Origin of the sequence: Fuscibacter oryzae (assembly GCF_016765795.1) — a bacterium.
GTDB classification, from domain to species: Bacteria; Pseudomonadota; Alphaproteobacteria; order Rhodobacterales; family Rhodobacteraceae; genus Fuscibacter; species Fuscibacter oryzae.
Genome location: NZ_JAESVP010000001.1, coordinates 428,382 through 443,655 on the forward strand (window position 1 = coordinate 428,382; position 15,274 = coordinate 443,655).

Genomic DNA, 15,274 nt, shown 5'->3' on the forward strand with positions numbered 1-15,274 from the left:
TGGCGCCTTCAGTGCAGGTTGGGTTGGGCACCCATGCCCTTTTCATCAATGACATAGCCGCGCTCAAATCGGTCCAGCCGCATGAAACGCGTGGTGTCGTGGGTCTGGCCGGTGGCAAGCAGGTGGGCAAAGGCATAGCCGCTGGCTGGCGTCGCCTTGAACCCGCCATAGCACCAGCCCGCGTTCAGATAGAGGCCACCCACCGGCGTCTTGTCGATGATCGGCGTGCCGTCCATCGACATGTCCATGATGCCGCCCCAGGCGCGAAGCAGCCGCGCCCGCCCGATCATCGGCATCAGGGCCATGCCGCCCTCGGCCACATCCTCGATCACGGGCAGGTTGCCGCGTTGGGCGTAAGAGTTGTAACCGTCGATGTCGCCCCCGAACACGAGGCCGCCCTTGTCGGACTGGCTGACATAGAAATGCCCCGCGCCAAAGGTGATCACGCCGGGGATCAGCGGTTTCAGCCCTTCCGACACAAAGGCCTGCAAGACGTGGTTTTCGATGGGCAGCCGCATCCCGGCCATCGCCATCACCCGGCTGGAATTGCCCGCAACCGCCACGCCCACCTTGCCCGCACCGATATAGCCGCGAGAGGTTTCGACACCCAGAACCCGGCCGTTTTCAATGCGGAACCCGGTGACTTCGCAGTTCTGGATCAGATCGACCCCATGCAGATCGGCCCCACGGGCATAGCCCCAGGCCACGCCGTCATGCCGCGCGGTGCCCGCCCGCCGCTGCACCAACCCGCCCTTGATCGGAAAGCGCGCATTGTCAAAGTTCAGGAAGGGCGCCATCTCGCGCACCTGATCGCGGTTCAAAAGCTCCGCATCCGCCCCGGCCAGCAGCATGGCATTGCCGCGCCGCCGATAGGCATCGCGCTGGCCATCCGTATGGATCAAGTTCAAAATCCCGCGCTGGCTGACCATCGCGTTGAAGTTGAACTCTTGCTCCAGCCCCTCCCACAGCTTCATCGAGAATTCGTAGAAGGGTTCGTTGCCCGGCAGCAGATAGTTCGACCGGATGATCGTGGTATTCCGGCCAATGTTGCCAGACCCCAGCCAGCCCTTTTCCAACACCGCGATCCGCGCCTTGCGAAAGGTCTTGGCAAGGTAGTAGGCCGTGGCCAGCCCGTGCCCGCCGCCGCCGACAATGACATAATCATAGGCGGGCTGCGGGTCGGGATTGCGCCACAGGGGCTTCCACCCCTTGTGGCCTGTCAATGCCTCGGCAATGACGCGGAAACCGGAAAAGCGCATGGGGTTTGTCCGTCAGATGTCAAGCGTGGTGTCACGCTCCCACTGGGTCAGGTGGGCGGTGTAGGCGTTCCATTCCTGGGTCTTCAGCTTCAGATAGGCAGCGGAAAACTCGGTGCCCATCGCGGCCTTCAGCCCCTCATCCGCGTCATAGGCGCGAATGGCGTCCAGCAGGTTCAGCGGCAGCTTGGGCGCGCCGGTGACGGTATGGCCTTCGGCATACATATCAATGTCCCAGCGCTTGCCGGGGTCTGCCTTGGATTTCAGGCCCGACAGGCCCGCCGCGATGATGACGGCCTGCAACAGATAGGGGTTCACCGCGCCATCGGGCAGGCGCAGCTCAAACCGCCCCGGCCCCGGCACGCGCACCATATGGGTGCGGTTGTTGCCAGTCCATGTGACCGTGTTCGGCGCCCAGGTCGCGCCCGAAATCGTGCGCGGCGCGTTGATGCGTTTATAGCTGTTGACCGTGGGGTTGGTGATCACCGCCAGCGCCGAGGCGTGCTTCATGATCCCGCCCAGGAAATGGCGGCCCTGATCCGACAGGCTCAGTTCCTTGCTGGGGTCGGAAAAGGCGTTTTTGCCATCCTTGGTCCAGACCGAAATATGCGCGTGGCAACCGTTCCCCGTCAGCCCCATGAAGGGCTTGGGCATGAAGGTCGCCCGCAGCCCATGCTTTTCGGCGACCGAACGCACCATGAACTTGAAGAACGAATGCTTGTCGGCGGTGGCCATCGCACCATCGTATTTCCAGTTCATTTCGAACTGGCCGTTCGCGTCTTCGTGGTCGTTCTGATAGGGCTCCCAGCCCAGCTCCAGCATGTGGTCGCAGATCTCGGCGATTACATCATAGCGGCGCATCACCGCCTGCTGGTCATAGCAGGGCTTCACGGCGGTATCCGCCCCGTCTGAAATGGCCATGCCATCGGGTGTCAGCAGGAAGAATTCCGGCTCCACCCCGGTTTTCACCTCCAGCCCCATGTCGGCGGCTTCGGCGATCATCCTTGCAAGCGTGTTGCGCGGGGCCTGCGCCAGATCGGGGCCGCCCGCCATCACGCAATTCGACGCGACCCAAGCCACATCCTTTTTCCACGGCAGTTGAATGACCGAAGGGGCATCGGGCACCGCCAGCATGTCAGGGTGCGCGGGCGTCAGGTCCAGCCAGGTGGCGAACCCGGCAAAGCCTGCGCCATCCACCTGCATATCGGCAATCGCCTGCGACGGAACCAGCTTGGCACGCTGCGCGCCGAACAGGTCGGTGTAGGAAATCATGAAGTATTTTATGCCCTTCTCGCGGGCAAAGGCGGCAAGATCGGTCATTCTGGTGTCCCTGTTGAAGGATGGGGGGTGCGGGCGGAATGCGTTGCCCCGCCCGTCAAAATTGGTTCAAAGGCCCGATTTTCCGGGAATCCAGTCGGTGCCCGCAAGGGGAACGCCCGCCATGGCCGCCGCCTCGATGGTCAGGGCGCACAGGTCTTCGGGTTCCAGATTGTGGACATGGCTTTTGCCGCAGGCGCGCGCGATGGTCTGGCATTCCAGCGTCAGCACGGCGAGGTAGTTGCGCAGCCGCCGCGCCGCCTCTACCGGGTCAAGGCGCTTCATCAACTCGGCATCCTGCGTGGTGATCCCGGCGGGGTCTTTGCCTTCGTGCCAATCGTCATAGGCATCGGCGGTGGTGCCAAGGGCCGCGTATTCCGCGCTCCACTTCGGGTCATTCTCGCCCAGCGCAATCAGCGCGGCGGTGCCGATGGCGACCGCATCGGCCCCCAAAGCCAGCGCCTTGGCCACATCGGCCCCGGTGCGGATGCCGCCCGACACGATCAGTTGCACCTTGCGGTGCATACCCAGATCTTGCAGCGCCTTTACCGCTGGGCGAATGCAGGCCAGCGTCGGCTGGCCGACGTGTTCGATGAACACATCCTGCGTGGCAGCGGTACCGCCCTGCATGCCGTCAAGCACCACCACATCGGCCCCGGCCTTCACCGCAAGTGCTGTGTCATAATAAGGCCGCGCGCCGCCGATTTTCACATAGATCGGCTTTTCCCAACCCGTGATCTCGCGGATTTCAAGGATCTTGATCTCCAGATCATCCGGCCCGGTCCAGTCGGGGTGACGGCAGGCCGACCGCTGGTCAATCCCCACCGGCAGGTTGCGCATGTTGGCGACGCGCTGGGTGATCTTTTGGCCCAAGAGCATCCCGCCGCCGCCGGGTTTGGCCCCCTGCCCCACCACAATCTCAATCGCATCGGCGCGGCGCAAATCGTCGGGGTTCATGCCGTACCGGCTGGGCAGATATTGATAGACCAGCTTTTCGGAATGCCCGCGTTCTTCATCCGTCATCCCGCCGTCGCCGGTGGTGGTCGAGGTGCCGGCCATCGTGGCCCCCCGGCCCAAAGCCTCTTTCGCCGGGCCGGACAGCGCGCCAAAGCTCATCCCGGCAATGGTCACCGGGGTTTTCAGCTCAATCGGCTTTTTGGCAAACCGGGTGCCCAGAACCACCGTCGTATCGCATTTCTCGCGGTAGCCCTCCAAAGGATAGCGACTGATCGAGGCGCCCAGAAACAGCAGGTCATCGAAATGCGGCACGCGGCGCTTGGCGCCACCCCCGCGGATGTCATAAATGCCGGTCGCAGCGGCACGGCGGATTTCTGAATTGATTTCGGGGCTGAAGGTCCAGCTGTCGCGCGGCTTGGTTTGCGGGGTCTTGTCCATTCTACGGTCCTCAGTACGCGCCAGCGTGATCAACGTGGAAATTATAAAGCTTGCGGGCAGAGCCGTAGCGCTTGAACTCCTCCGGCTTGGCATCGGCACCAGACCGGGCCAGAAGGTCGGTCAGAATGGCGATATGTTCAGGCCGCATCTCTTTTTCGATGCAGTCGGACCCCAGCGATTTCACGCTGCCGCGCACGAACAGGCCCGCTTCGTACAGACTGTCGCCCAAGGCATCGCCCGCATCGCCCAAGACCACCAGATTGCCCGATTGCGCCATGAAGGCCGACATGTGGCCGACGTTGCCGTAAACGACGATGTTGATGCCCTTCATCGAAATACCGCAGCGGGAAGAGGCATTGCCCTTGATCACCAACAGCCCGCCATGGCCGGTGGCCCCGGCATATTGGCTGGCATCACCTTCGATGATCACGGTGCCCGACATCATGTTTTCGGCCACACCCGGCCCGGCCGATCCGGTCACATGCACCGTCGCCTGCTTGTTCATGCCCGCGCAGTAATAGCCGGTCGATCCCTTCACCGTCACTTCGATGGGGGCATCCAGACCCACGGCAACGGCGTGGGCGCCACGAGGGTTTTCAATCGCCCAGGCGGTCTGGTTGGTCTTGGCCGCCTGCGCCTGTAACATCGCGTTCAACTCGCGCAGGGGGGTGGTGGCCATGTCGATGGTCTGCATTCTCAACGCTCCCAGAAATACACGGTGGCGGGTTCGGGTTCCCAGATGCGGGCGTCGTCAATGCCGGGCAGCTTGGCGAAGGCGCGGTATTCGGACCCGAAGGCCACATAATCCGCCGTCTCGGCCATCACAGCAGGTTTGCAGGCGACCGGATCGCGCACCACACCAAAGCCGTTCTTGGTGCCGACGACAAAGGTGAAGAACCCGTCAAGATCCTGCAACGTGCCGTCCAGCGCCTGCCCCAGATTGGCCCCTTCGGCGAGACGCGACGAGATATAGCAGGCCGCCACCTCGGTATCGTTCTGGGTCTGCGGCACAAAGCCCTTGGCCGACAGAACGCGGCGCATCTGGTTGTGGTTTGACAGGCTGCCGTTGTGCACAAGGCACTGGTCATCGCCGGTTGAAAACGGGTGCGCGCCAAGCGTGGTCACGGCACTTTCGGTGGCCATCCGGGTGTGGCCGATGCCGTGGCTGCCGCCCATATCGCGGATGCCAAAGCGGGCGGCAACATCCTTGGGCAGGCCGACCTCTTTGAAAATCTCCATCGAATGGCCGGTGCCCATGATGCGCAGCCCCCGCGCCGTCAGGAACGCCCGCGCCGCCGCCTCGGTGCCGTCGGGCAGCGACAGAACGGCATGGGTATCCAGCACCTTGACCGTGACCGGCGCGCCCAGCACCTCGGCCAGCGCCACCTCCAGGCCCGCAAAGGCCACCTTGGGTGTATCCGACTGGATCGTCATTTTCAGACCATCCTGCGCGTCGCCATAAATCGCGATGCCCGCGCTGTCAGGGCCGCGGTCGGTCATGGTGATCAGCATGTCGGTCAACATGCTGCCCAACTCTGGCCGCAGCGCCTCGTTCTTCAAAAACAGTCCAACGATGCCACACATGAGTGCCTCCGTTCTTTACCGGCGATCTGCCGTCATGGATTGACTATTAGGAAACTAATTTGCCGTGCAAGATATTTTTCACGAAAAGAAGCAAGTTTGCCAGACAAGAAAAAAGCGCCCGAAATTTGGGCGCTTTTTCGGGAGTGGCAGGGGTCGCGGGCTACTTTGCTTGCGGGTAGGTGATGATCGACAGATAGCGCGCAGGCAGATCGACCAAAGTCTCCGGCCCATGCGGCGCGTCTGAGTCGAACAGCAGACTGTCGCCCGGCTCCAGCCGGTAAATCTGGTCGCCGTGGCGGTAATCGACCACACCCTCCAGCATATACAGCATCTCGATCCCTTCGTGCTGAAAGGTCGGAAAACGGTCACTCTCGGTTGAGAGCACGATCAGATAGGGTTCGACCACCACGCCTGAATTGTTCGACCCGATATGGCCCAAAAGGTGATATTGATGCCCCGCGCGGGTGCCCGCGCGTTCAATCTCTACCCCCTGCCCGGCCTTGACGTGCATCGCGCCGCGCACCTCCTCATAGCCGGAAAACAACTGCACAAGCGGCACGCGCAGCGCATTTGCCAGAACCTGCAACGTGGTCAATGAAGGCGAGATCACCCCGTTCTCGATCTTGGACAGCATCCCCACCGACAGCCCGGTCTGCGCCGCAAGGTCCGATCCGGTCATCCGCTGGCGTTTGCGCAATTCGCGCACCTGACGGCCAATCGCAACCTCCAGGTTCTTCTCGCGGCCATCGCGCAGGGCATGGGGGTTCTGGGTCAGGCGCGCGTCGCTGGCGGCCACTTGGTCGGTCATTGCCTGTCTCTTGTCCTGCACCGCCCCTATGCGGTCGGGCAATGGTGAAAGACTTGTCCGGCAGGGTCAAGGCGGCTGGCCGGCAGGCGCAGGTTCAAACCGGGGGCGCAAGCCCTTCGACGATTACCACATGGGCGATGCTGGCCGCCTCGCGCCGCGCCAGCGCCGCCTGATATTCGCCCGAGGCGTAGCAGGCCTTTGCCGCTGCCAACGACGGGAATTCGATCACCACATGGCGGTCCAGCACAGGCCCCTCCATCACCTCGCTTGCCCCGCCCCGCGCCAGAAACCGTCCGCCATGCGCGGCAAAGGCCACCGGGGCCAGCCGTTGATACTCGGCATAGGCGGCGGGGTCGGTCACGGTAACATGGGCAATCCAATAGGCGGTCATGGGGCCTCGATCAGCAGGGTGTGGGCGATTTCGGCGGCATCATCCAAATGGTCGCGCACCGCCTGCGCCGCCCCTGCCGGATCGCTGCGGCAGATCGCGGCACAGATGCGCGCCATGTGGGCGGGGCCAGAAATGCGGCGGTTGGTGCTGGCCAGCGTCAACGCCCGCAGGCGCGAGATGCGCCCGTTCAGCCGCTTGACGATCTCCCAGGCAATGTCATTTTCGGCGGCGGTAAAGATCACCTCGTAAAAGGCGGTCGTCGTGTCGCGCGCCCGGCTGGCCACCCCTTCGCTGACCGCCACCTCCAACACGGCCAGCGCGGCTTGCAGGCGGGCGTGCACCTTGGCATCGGCCTTGCGCGCGCAGGCGGCGGCGGCATCTGCCTCCAACAGGCGACGAATGTCATAGATCTGGCGCGCGCGCGGCCAATCCAGCGTGGCCACCACCGGCCCGCTGCGCGGCATGGTTTCAACCAGCCCCTCGGCCTCCAGCACCCGGATCGCCTCGCGCACGACAGAGCGCGAAACGCCCAACTGGTCGCACAAAGTGCGTTCAACCAGACGATCACCGCCGTTGAACCGGGCAGAGATGATGGCGTTGCGCAACCGCTCTACCGCCAGCTCGCGCAGCGTGGTCGGTGAATGCTCTATCCGCAGGTCGGTGTCATGCGTGTTATCCATGCCCCGTTTTAACGATCCGCGCCCGACCTCGCAACAAAAAGTTGACATTCGGTATTATGGTATACCAACATACCAAAAATCCCACCCCGGAGGCCGCCATGCCAGCACAGATTCGCAAGACCTACCTCAACATCGAAACCACACTGATCGAAGGGGGCCGTGCCGCGCCAAAACCGCTACGGCTGATCTCGGCGGCGGCTGTGCTGAAAAACCCTTGGGCCGGACGCGGCTTTGTCGAGGATCTGAAGCCAGAAATTCACGCCGTCGCCCCCGAACTGGGCGCGCTGCTGACCGCGATGATCCTTGAGGCGGCGGGCGGGGCCGACAATGTGGAAGGCTATGGCAAGGCCGCCGTAGTGGGCCTTGACGGAGAGCTGGAGCACGCCAACGCCCTGATCCACACCCTGCGCTTTGGCAACCATTACCGGCAGGCGCTGGGGGCCAAGACCTATCTGGCCTTCACCAATGTGCGCGGTGCGGCCAACACGCCAGTAATGATTCCGCTGATGGACAAGAATGACGAAGGTCGCCGTTCGCATTACCAGACCATTCATTTCGCCATTCCCGATGCTCCTGCGGCGGATGAGATCATCGTGGCGCTTGGGGCCTCGACCGGGGGGCGTCCGCATCACCGCATCGGCGACCGTTATCAGGATCTGAAGGATCTGGGCCATGATGTCGCAAACCCTGCGGCTGTCTGACGGCGCGACCGCCCGCTTGCTGGTGGCGGGCGCGGGCGAGCCGTTGCTGCTGATCCATGGTGTCGGCCTGCGGGCCGAAGCCTGGGGGCCGCAGATCGACGCGCTGGCGACTTCGGCACGGGTGATCGCGGTCGATATGCCGGGCCATGGCGACAGCACGCCACTGCCAGAGGGCGCGCGCCTGCCCGATTACGTTGCCTGGGCCGCGCGTGTCATTGCGGCGCTTGGCCTCGGGCCTGTCAATGTTGCGGGCCATTCGATGGGATCGCTGATCGCGGCGGGCCTTGCTGTCGAACACCCTGATCTGGTTCGCCGGGTTGCCCTGCTGAATGGCGTTCACCGCCGGGATCAGGCGGCCCGTGCCGCCGTTCTGGCCCGCGCGGATCAGATTTCCACGGGGCATGGCAGCATCGATGCCCCTCTTGCGCGCTGGTTCACCGAAGATCAGGCCGCACAGCGCCAGCAGGTCGCAGGCTGGCTAGGTCAGGTCAGCACCGCTGGCTATGCCGCTGCCTACCGTGCCTTTGCCGAGGGTGATGGCGTTTATGCCGACCGCCTTGGCGAAATCCGCTGCCCGCTTCTGGCGCTGACCGCCGATGGCGATGCCAATTCCACGGGGCTGATGTCTCACAGCATGGCCGCGCAGGCTCGATTGGGCCGCGCCGTGGTAATTCCGGGCCACCGCCATATGGTTAACCTGACCGCCCCCGGAACGGTTTCGGATGCGCTGAGAAACTGGCTTTCAACCAAGGAGTTTCAGGAATGACACCTGTCGATCCCCGCGCGCTGCGTGATGCCTTCGGCTGCTTCATGACCGGCGTCACGGTTGTCACCACCACGACGGCCGAAGGCAAACCGGTGGGCTTTACTGCCAATTCCTTCTCGTCGGTCTCGCTGGATCCGCCGCTGTTGCTGGTGTCGATCGCCAACAGTTCTTCCAACCTGACGGCCTTTGCTGCTGGCAAGGGTCTTGCCGTGAACATTCTGGCCGAAGGACAAAAGGATGTCTCGTCAACCTTCGCGCGCCCGTCCGATGACCGCTTTGCCAGCGTCTATTGGCGCCAAGGTCCGGTCGGCTCGCCGCTGATCGCAGGGGTCTCTGCCTGGTTTGACTGCACGCTGGAACAGGTGGTTCCGGCGGGCGACCACACCATCCTGATCGGCCGCATCGGCGCGTTCGAGGCAACCCCCGCACCCGGCCTTGGCTATTACCGGGGCGCCTATGTCACCCCGGCGCAGACGGCAGCGCAACTGCCCACCGGGCCGGATGTGGTGATCACCGCCATTCTGGAATGCGAAGGCAAGGTTCTGCTGCAAGATGACGGACGCGGCGGGCTGACCCTGCCCATGGCCCGCGTTGGCCGCGAAGGCGTGCAGGTGGCTCTTGCCCAACTGATCGCCGGCACCGGCCTGCCCGCCACGGCAGGCGAGATTTACGCCGTTTATGACGATGTGGCCCAAGGCAAGCAGCACATCGCCTTTCGCTGCCCCGCCAGCCCCGGCACGCCCGCCAAGGGCAGCTTTGTCGATCGTTCGCCCGAAGGGGTTGCCGATGTTACCGACCCCGCCATGCTGACCATGCTGGAACGTCTGGCTGCCGAGGCGCGCATGGGCAATTACGGCCTTTACTTCGGGACACATGAACAGGGACGCGTGCAACGGATCGGGGAAAGGAAAAACCCATGAAATTCTCACTCTTCATCCATATGGAGCGCGTTTCGGCCGAGGACGACCAGCGCCAGCTTTATGAGGAGATGATCGAGCTGTGCCGCATTGCCGACGAAGGCGGAATGCACGCCATCTGGACCGGCGAACACCACGGCATGAACTTTACCATCGCGCCCAACCCCTTGCTGAACCTTGTCGATCTGGCACGGCGAACCAAGAATGTGCGTCTGGGCACCGGCACGGTGATTGCGCCCTTCTGGCACCCGATCCGCCTGGCGGGCGAGGCGGCGATGGCCGACATCATCATGGACGGGCGGCTGGACCTTGGCATCGCGCGCGGGGCCTATTCTTTCGAATATGAACGGCTGATGCCCGGCATGGATGCCTGGGGCGCGGGCGGGCGGATGCGCGAACTGATCCCGGCGGTCAAGGCGCTGTGGGACGGCGATTATACCCACGACGGTGAATACTGGCAGTTCCCGAAAACCACCGCTTCGCCCAAACCCCTGCAACAGCCCGGCCCGCCGATCTGGGTCGCCGCGCGCGACCCCAACAGCCATGACTTTGCCGTCTCGCAAGGGTGCAACGTGCAGGTGACGCCGCTTCATCTGGGCGATGAAGAGGTGGTCAGCCTGATGGACCGTTTCAACGCCGCCTGTGCCGCCCATCCGCATGTGCCGCGCCCCAAGATCATGGTGCTGCGCCACGCCTATGTTGCCGACAGCGAGGCGGATGCCCAACTGGCCGCCGACGAAATCAACAAGTTCTACTGCTATTTCGGGGCCTGGTTCAAAAACGAACGCCCGATTTCGCAAGGGTTGATTCAAGAGCTGACCGACGCCGAAATCGCCGCCCATCCGTTCTATTCCGCTGCCGCCATGCGCAAGAACCAGATCATCGGCGAACCGGCCGAAGTGATCGAGCGGATCAAGGGCTATGAAGCACTGGGCTATGACGAGTTCAGTTTCTGGATCGACACCGGGATGAGCTTTGCGCGCAAGAAAGCCTCGCTTGAACGGCTGATCCGCGATGTAATGCCCGCCTTCGCCTGACACCGCCTGACAGGGAACCCCGATGGACCGCTTTCAGCATTATATCGACGGCCAGTTCGAAGATGGCAGCGCCAGTTTCGACAGCCTTGATCCCGCAACCGGCACGCCTTGGGCCACCATGCCCATGGCCACGGCGGGCGATGTGGACCGCGCGGTAAGGGCGGCCCATCGGGCCTTCGTCGCTGGTCCCTGGCCCGCGCTGACGGCTTCGGCACGGGGCAAGCTGTTGATGCGGCTGGCCGATCTGGTGCAGGCGGCAGCCCCCGATCTTGCGCGGTTGGAAACCCGCGATACGGGCAAGATTATCCGCGAGACATCGGCCCAGATCGCCTATGTCGCGGAATATTATCGCTATTACGCGGGCCTTGCCGACAAGATCGAAGGCGCGCATCTGCCGATCGACAAGCCTGATATGGAGGTGTGGCTGCGCCGCGAACCCGTGGGCGTGGTGGCCGCCATCGTGCCGTGGAACAGCCAGTTGTTCCTGTCGGCGGTGAAACTTGGCCCGGCGCTGGCCGCAGGCTGCACTGTGGTTCTGAAAGCGTCTGAGGACGGCCCAGCCCCCCTGCTGGCTTTTGCGCGGCTGGTTGAACAGGCGGGCTTTCCGGCGGGCGTCGTCAATATCCTGACCGGCGGGCCAGAGGCGGGGGTGGCGCTGACTACGCACCCCAAGGTGGCGCATATCGCCTTTACCGGCGGGCCGGAGACCGCGCGGCATATCGTGCGCGGATCGGCCGAAAACCTAGCCAAAGTGTCGCTTGAACTGGGCGGCAAATCGCCCTTCATCGTGTTTGAAGATGCCGATCTGGACAGTGCGGCGAATGCGCAGGTTTCGGGTATCTTTGCTGCGACCGGGCAAAGCTGTGTGGCCGGGTCGCGCCTGCTGGTGCAGCGCAGCGTCAAAGATGCCTTTCTGGCCCGGCTGAAAGCCAAGGCCGAAGCCGTGGCCATCGGCGCGCCCGACCGGATGGAAACCGAGGTTGGCCCCCTTTGCACCGCACGCCAGCGTGACCGCATCGCCGCGTTGATTGCGCAGTCGCTGGCGGCAGGGGCAAAGCTGGTTACCGGCGGGCAAGCCCCAGAAGGCGCGGGCTTTTACTTTCCACCGACAATTCTTGATTGCAGCGAGGTGCCCGACGCCCCTGCCCTTCAACAGGAATTCTTTGGCCCTGTGCTGTCGGTCGTGACCTTTGATACCGAGGAACAGGCGCTGGCCCTTGCCAATGATACCGCATTCGGCCTCGCCTCGGGCGTCTTCACCCGCAGCCTGACCCGCGCGCATCGCATGATCCGGCGCATCCGCGCCGGGGTCGTCTGGGTGAACACCTATCGCGCGGTGTCGCCCATCGCGCCCTTTGGCGGCCACGGCCTGTCGGGCCATGGGCGGGAGGGCGGCATGGCGGCGGCATTGGATTACACCGCGGTCAAAACCGTCTGGCTGCGCACATCGGACGACCCGATCCCCGACCCGTTCGTGATGCGCTAGGGCTGCATCCGCCCGGTGTCGCGCAGGCGAACGTGCCAGGACAGTGCCTCTTCCAGCACATGGGGGGTGTGGCCGCCCAGTTTGCAGGCGCGGGCATGATAGTCGGCCAGCAGCGGGCGCCATTCGGGCGCGGCGCAGTTGTCGATCACCCGAAGCGCCCGTTCGCGTGGGGCAAGGCCGCGCAGATCGGCAAGGCCATGTTCGGTGACCAGAATATCCACGTCGTGCTCGGTATGATCGACATGGGAAACCATCGGCACCACCGAAGAAATTCGGCCACCCTTGGCGGTGGATTTCGACACAAAGATCGACAGCAGCGCATTGCGGGCAAAATCGCCCGATCCGCCGATGCCGTTCATCATCTGCGTGCCCATCACATGAGTGGAGTTGACGTTGCCGTAGATATCCACCTCCAACGCGGTGTTGATGGCGATCAAGCCCAAACGGCGCACCACCTCCGGGTGGTTCGAAATTTCCTGCGGGCGCAGGATCAGCCGCGATTTATAGCGCTCGAACTCTGGCATAACCTGCGCGTTCTTCGCCTCGGACAGGGTGATCGAGGAGCCAGAGGCAAAGGTCAGCTTGCCCGCATCCATCAGATCGAACGTCGAATCCTGCAATACCTCAGAATACATCTTCAGGTCATGGAACGGGCTGTCGATCAGCCCGTGCAGCACGGCATTGGCAATCGTGCCGATGCCGGCCTGCAAGGGGGCAAGGCGGTTGTCCATCCGGCCCGCCGCCACCTCGTTCAGAAAGAACGCGATCAGATGCCCGGCAATGGCGCGGGTTTCATCATCGGGCGGCTGGATCGCGGCAGAACTGTCCTGCTTGTGGGTCAGCACGATGGCCGCGATTTTCTCGGGTGGAATCGGAATATAGGGCAGGCCGATACGGCTGTCGGGCGTCACGACTGGAATCGGCATCCGGTTGGGCCGGTAGGTCGGAATGAAGATGTCATGCAGCCCTTCGAACGACAGGGGCTGCGCGGTGTTGATTTCAACGATGACCTTGGGTGCGAGGATGGCAAAGGACGCCGAATTTCCAACGGAAGAGGTGGGGATGATCCCCCCTTCCTCGGTAATCGCCGCTGCCTCGATCACGGCAATATCCACGCCCGGAATCTGCCGGGTGCGCAATTGTTCGACCGTTTCCGACAGATGTTGGTCGATGAACATCACCTCGCCCGCGTTGATTGCGCGGCGCAGGCCCGGGTCAGACTGAAACGGCATGCGGCGGGCGGTCACATGCGCCTCGGCCAGAATCTTGTCCAGGTCATGGCCCAGGCTTGCCCCCGTCATCAGGGTGATCTTCAGCGGCTCGGTCTTTGCCCGCTCGGCCAGCGCCAGAGGCACCGCCATCGCCTCGCCCGCGCGAGTAAAGCCTGACATGCCAACGACCATGCCATCCTTGATCATGGCGGCGGCTTCGGGGGCGGACATGATGCGCTGATGCAAGGCGGCGTTGCGGATACGGTCCTGCATGGGATGGCCTTTGTTCAGGGGCATGATCTTGTTGCCGTAAACGACGGCGGCACTCTTGCATACAATTGCATGCTGAACTCTGCCATGCGAAATTTGCATGGCTATATTAAAAAACAAATAACTCAGTCACCCACGCAGCGCCGCCTTCCACGCGTGCCACGATGCCTTGGGCAACCGCACCTGCGTGTCAAAATCAACATGCACCAGCCCGAAGCGCTTTTCATATCCCAGCGACCATTCGTAATTGTCCAGCAGAGACCATGCCATGTATCCGGCAAGCGGCACACCATCGGCAATGGCCCGGCGGCAGGCCTGCAAATGGCTGGCGAAATAGGCGATCCGGTCGGCGTCGTCACACCCCCCGCCGCGCAGCACATCAGGCGCGGCCATGCCGTTTTCGGTGATATAGAGCGGCAATATACCCGTATAGTCGTGCGCGACCCGCACCAGAAAATCATGCAGGCCCTGGGGGTAAATCTCCCAACCCATCGCCGTCTTGGGCAGCGGCCCCTCTACCTCGGCATGGGCGGGCCATGGGCCATCCGTCGGCGCAATGCGTTTGCAGGTGTAGTAGTTCAACCCGAACCAATCCAGCGGGGCCTGAATGGTGGCGAAATCATCCTGCCAGCCTGCGGGCATATGCGGGGCAAAGGCCTGCATTACCTCATCGGGATAGCTGCCCTTGAAAAGACCTTGAGCAAAGAACCTGTTGTAATGGGCATCATACCTTTGCGCTGCGGCGGCAGCCTGAGGTGTGTCATCGGCCGGGTGGGCATATTCGAAATTGCACACCGCCCCCAGATTGCCCATGCCAAGACCCCGCATCACCTGAATGGCGCGGCCATGGGCCAGAAGGATATGGTGCATCGCCCGCGCGGTGGCGCGAATGTCGCGCAGGCCCGGCGCATGCAGGCCCAGAAAATGCGACAGAAAGCCCACGCACCACGGCTCGTTGATCGGCGCGGCAGACCACACCCGGTCGCCCAAGCGGCGGCAGACGACCTGCGCATAATCGGCAAACCAGTTGGCAATATCGCCGTTGCGCCAGCCGCCCAGATCGGCCAGCGCCGACGGCAATTCCCAATGATACAGCGTCAGCGCCGGTTTGATGCCGCGCTCCAGCATCCCATCCACCAGCCGGTCATAGAAATCGAGACCCTCGGCATTCACCGCGCCCCGCCCCTCGGGCAGGATCCGCGCCCAGGATGTGGAAAAGCGGTACAGGTCAAACCCCGCCGCCGCGATCAGGTCCAGATCCTCGGGCCAGCGGTGGTAATGGTCGCAGGCAACAGCGCCATCCTCGGCCCGCACCACGTTGCCGGGGGTGGCGGCAAAACTGTCCCAATGGGTCTGCCCCGCGCCGCCAAAGCGATGCCCCTCGATCTGATAGGACGAGGTGGCGGCCCCGAACAGAAACCCCGGCGGAAACGTGCTGCGGTTGGGAATCATGGC

At 63.3% G+C, this 15,274-nt stretch carries 15 protein-coding genes; 5 read left to right on the forward strand and 10 right to left on the reverse strand.

The genetic code is table 11. From position 1 onward, the window contains the following. Positions 1–8: 8 nt before the first annotated feature. The 8 genes from JI744_RS02030 to JI744_RS02065 all read right to left on the reverse strand — a co-directional run bounded on the left by JI744_RS02030 (position 9) and on the right by JI744_RS02065 (position 7,431). The gene (locus tag JI744_RS02030; RefSeq protein ID WP_202657744.1) at positions 9–1,259 is read right to left on the reverse strand and encodes a sarcosine oxidase subunit beta family protein; all 1,251 of its coding nucleotides are present in this window, start codon (positions 1,257–1,259) and stop codon (positions 9–11) included. Positions 1,260–1,271: 12 nt separating this feature from the next. Next, positions 1,272–2,576 (reverse strand): type III glutamate--ammonia ligase, encoded by a 1,305-nt coding sequence (gene glnT, locus JI744_RS02035; protein ID WP_202657747.1) that lies wholly within the window; start codon positions 2,574–2,576, stop codon positions 1,272–1,274. 66 nt (positions 2,577–2,642) lie between these two features. Continuing rightward, positions 2,643–3,968, reverse strand: coding sequence for an FMN-binding glutamate synthase family protein (locus JI744_RS02040; RefSeq protein WP_202657749.1), 1,326 nt, complete (start codon positions 3,966–3,968; stop codon positions 2,643–2,645). 10 nt (positions 3,969–3,978) lie between these two features. Further along, on the reverse strand, positions 3,979–4,662 hold the full coding sequence (locus JI744_RS02045) for a GltB/FmdC/FwdC-like GXGXG domain-containing protein (RefSeq protein WP_202657751.1): 684 nt from the start codon (positions 4,660–4,662) through the stop codon (positions 3,979–3,981). A 2-nt stretch (positions 4,663–4,664) separates the two neighbouring features. Continuing rightward, on the reverse strand, positions 4,665–5,552 hold the full coding sequence (locus JI744_RS02050) for a class II glutamine amidotransferase (RefSeq protein WP_202657753.1): 888 nt from the start codon (positions 5,550–5,552) through the stop codon (positions 4,665–4,667). 160 nt (positions 5,553–5,712) lie between these two features. Then, positions 5,713–6,360, reverse strand: a complete 648-nt coding sequence (locus JI744_RS02055; RefSeq protein WP_202657755.1) for a helix-turn-helix domain-containing protein — start codon at positions 6,358–6,360, stop codon at positions 5,713–5,715. 94 nt (positions 6,361–6,454) lie between these two features. Then, the gene (locus JI744_RS02060; RefSeq protein ID WP_202657757.1) at positions 6,455–6,751 is read right to left on the reverse strand and encodes a DUF1330 domain-containing protein; all 297 of its coding nucleotides are present in this window, start codon (positions 6,749–6,751) and stop codon (positions 6,455–6,457) included. After that, the gene (locus JI744_RS02065; RefSeq protein ID WP_202657759.1) at positions 6,748–7,431 is read right to left on the reverse strand and encodes a GntR family transcriptional regulator; all 684 of its coding nucleotides are present in this window, start codon (positions 7,429–7,431) and stop codon (positions 6,748–6,750) included. Before JI744_RS02065 ends, JI744_RS02060 begins: the two co-directional genes overlap by 4 nt. A 98-nt stretch (positions 7,432–7,529) precedes the next feature. On the opposite strand from JI744_RS02065, the gene JI744_RS02070 reads away from it, so the two are divergent. The 5 genes from JI744_RS02070 to JI744_RS02090 are packed head-to-tail and all read left to right on the forward strand — an operon-like array spanning position 7,530 to position 12,338. Beyond that, positions 7,530–8,132, forward strand: a complete 603-nt coding sequence (locus JI744_RS02070) for an amino acid synthesis family protein (RefSeq protein ID WP_202657761.1) — start codon at positions 7,530–7,532, stop codon at positions 8,130–8,132. Continuing rightward, the gene (locus JI744_RS02075; RefSeq protein ID WP_202657771.1) at positions 8,104–8,898 is read left to right on the forward strand and encodes an alpha/beta fold hydrolase; all 795 of its coding nucleotides are present in this window, start codon (positions 8,104–8,106) and stop codon (positions 8,896–8,898) included. The genes JI744_RS02070 and JI744_RS02075 overlap by 29 nt, the downstream gene beginning before the upstream one ends. Continuing rightward, positions 8,895–9,818 (forward strand): flavin reductase family protein, encoded by a 924-nt coding sequence (locus JI744_RS02080; protein ID WP_202657772.1) that lies wholly within the window; start codon positions 8,895–8,897, stop codon positions 9,816–9,818. Before JI744_RS02075 ends, JI744_RS02080 begins: the two co-directional genes overlap by 4 nt. After that, positions 9,815–10,852 (forward strand): LLM class flavin-dependent oxidoreductase, encoded by a 1,038-nt coding sequence (locus JI744_RS02085; protein WP_202657773.1) that lies wholly within the window; start codon positions 9,815–9,817, stop codon positions 10,850–10,852. Before JI744_RS02080 ends, JI744_RS02085 begins: the two co-directional genes overlap by 4 nt. A 22-nt stretch (positions 10,853–10,874) precedes the next feature. After that, positions 10,875–12,338 carry an aldehyde dehydrogenase gene (locus tag JI744_RS02090; protein ID WP_202657774.1) on the forward strand — a complete coding sequence of 488 codons (1,464 nt, stop codon included), beginning with the start codon at positions 10,875–10,877 and terminating at the stop codon, positions 12,336–12,338. On the opposite strand, the gene JI744_RS02095 is transcribed toward JI744_RS02090, so the two are convergent. Continuing rightward, positions 12,335–13,822 carry an acetyl-CoA hydrolase/transferase family protein gene (locus JI744_RS02095; RefSeq protein WP_202657775.1) on the reverse strand — a complete coding sequence of 496 codons (1,488 nt, stop codon included), beginning with the start codon at positions 13,820–13,822 and terminating at the stop codon, positions 12,335–12,337. The two genes, JI744_RS02090 and JI744_RS02095, sit on opposite strands and share 4 nt — an antisense overlap. A 126-nt stretch (positions 13,823–13,948) precedes the next feature. After that, positions 13,949–15,271, reverse strand: a complete 1,323-nt coding sequence (locus tag JI744_RS02100; protein ID WP_202657776.1) for a GH1 family beta-glucosidase — start codon at positions 15,269–15,271, stop codon at positions 13,949–13,951. Positions 15,272–15,274 lie beyond the last annotated feature (3 nt).